The sequence below is a fragment of the Mesotoga sp. UBA5825 genome (assembly GCF_002432955.1).
In the GTDB taxonomy this organism is placed as follows: Bacteria; Thermotogota; Thermotogae; order Petrotogales; family Kosmotogaceae; genus Mesotoga.
Genome location: NZ_DJHG01000019.1, coordinates 8,636 through 10,642 on the forward strand (window position 1 = coordinate 8,636; position 2,007 = coordinate 10,642).

Below are 2,007 nucleotides of genomic sequence, written 5' to 3' on the forward strand. Positions count from 1 at the left end.
TTCAGGAGGGGATCGCTGTGTACGAATGGCACGAAAACGTTCAGCAGATAATCGAACTTATCGAGCGAAATCTAGAAGATGGGCTAACTCTCTCGGAAGTGAGCGAGAACCTTTTCTACTCGCCATTCTACTGTACAAAGAAGTTCCATGCTCTTACCGGGATTAGGCTGAGAGATTACGTCCGGCTTCGAAGGATCTGCAAGGCCGCGCTGGAGCTTCGAGATACAGAGAAGTCGATCGCCGAGATAGCTATCGACAATGGGTTTTCCTCGCAGGCGGCTTTCAGCAGATCGTTCAAGAAAGCATATTCTATTTCACCCAAAGAGTTCAGAATGTCCCCAAAGCCTATTCCCCTTCTGCTGAAAAGGATCGTCTACGACCCCCACTTTCTGGGCATCAAAAGGAGGTGCAACTTGAGCGAAAAGGAACTGGAGAGGATCGAAGTGAAGATAGAGAAACTGCCTGCACACAAGTTCATCGGAATCAGGAATATCAACGCTAAGGGATACTTCCACTTCTGGGAACTTCAGGAAGGCATTCCCGGTCAGGACTGTCACACAGTGACGGGTTTGCTCGAAAGCATTCAAAGCCTTCACGGTCAGATCGGCGGATGGTACTTCGAAGGAGATAAGCGGGGCTATCTATACGGAATCGAAGTGCCAATCGATTACAGAGGAGAGGTACCCGAAGGTATGGAGTGTACTGTCGTTTCAGAAAGCGAGTATGTGATCTTTTACTACCCGCCTTACAATTACGAGGAAGAAAACACCGCAGTCATGTCAACCGTCAACGAGCTGGCCTGGAACTGGAATCCCGAAGACTCGGGTTATGAATGGAACACTGAGAATCCGATCTACCAGAGAAGCGACCCGGAGAATTATGGATATTCTATCTGCCGTCCCGTTAAACTTCTGAAGAAATAGCAGCAAAAGCCCCAGGCGCCGGGGCTTTCTATAGACTTCCTTTTGGTCGATATTCATTGAACTTTCAAGTAATACTGTTTCTAGGCACTAACTTTCTGTAATTAAGCAAAGTGATCGCATCTGCGACGTCTGTTGCTAGAGGGAAATTGTTAATCAGTGAAGAAAGTACGAGTGTTTTCAAGGCATCTGGAAACAGCGATAACTTAAGCGAATAGCTCATAATCGACACTAGAGTTTTCCTCAGTAAAGATTTCCATCATATCTCCCTTCAGACAAAAATAAACGACTCTCTTTCCTCTCTAGAGGACTTTGTTTCAGATGAAGCAAGATGGTATTCTCTTTATGAGTAATCGATTACGTAATCGATTACTTAGAGAAGGAGAAGTGAAGATGGCCGTTAGAATTAAAGATGTAGCGCGGAGGGCAGGAGTTTCAACTGCCACTGTTTCAAGAGTCCTGAATAACGTTTCCACAGTCAGTGAAGAGAATAGAGAAAACGTTCTCAAAGCGGTCAAGGAGATGGGCTACAGTCCTAACGTTCTGGCCAGGGGCTTCAGAATGAAGAAGACTTTCACCGTGGGGATGGTCCTTCCCGACCTATCCAATCCACACTTCCCATTGATGATGAAAGGCGCGGAGGAAGAGCTTCGCAAAAACAGCTACAATCTCATAATCGCTAATTCAGATGGAAAGCTGGAATTCGAGAGGGAAGCAATAAACACTCTTCTCTCAAAGCATGTCGACGGTATCCTCTTCATTGGATCCGGTTACAACAGGGCAGTTGAAACCTTGATAGAGGAATCTGGTTGTCCGATTGTGCTGTTGGGAAGACGCTGGTCAAAGACTCTTCCATCCGTTTCCATAGACAACTTCAGTGCAATGAAGCACGTTTTTGATTATCTCTACGACGAAGGTCACAGGAGTTTTCTTTATCTTGGCGGTCCTGAAGACGTTTCGAGTTCTATAGATAGAGAGGAGGCTGCCAGGGCCGTCGCGCAAGAATATTCCAGTGTGGAGGTTAAGGTAACGAGAGGGCAATTCACATACGAGTCCGGTTATGAAAGGGCATTCTCTGAGCTATCAG

General features: G+C 46.3%; 2 protein-coding genes. Both read left to right on the plus strand.

The window, feature by feature from the left end; genetic code table 11:
- Window positions 1-923 (plus strand): AraC family transcriptional regulator (locus B3N33_RS01165; protein WP_292591899.1); only part of this gene is annotated, 923 nt, incomplete at its 5' end.
- Between the two features lie 390 nt (window positions 924-1,313).
- Window positions 1,314-2,007, plus strand: a 694-nt coding sequence (locus tag B3N33_RS01170) for a LacI family DNA-binding transcriptional regulator (protein ID WP_292591900.1), incomplete at its 3' end; no start/stop codon positions are given.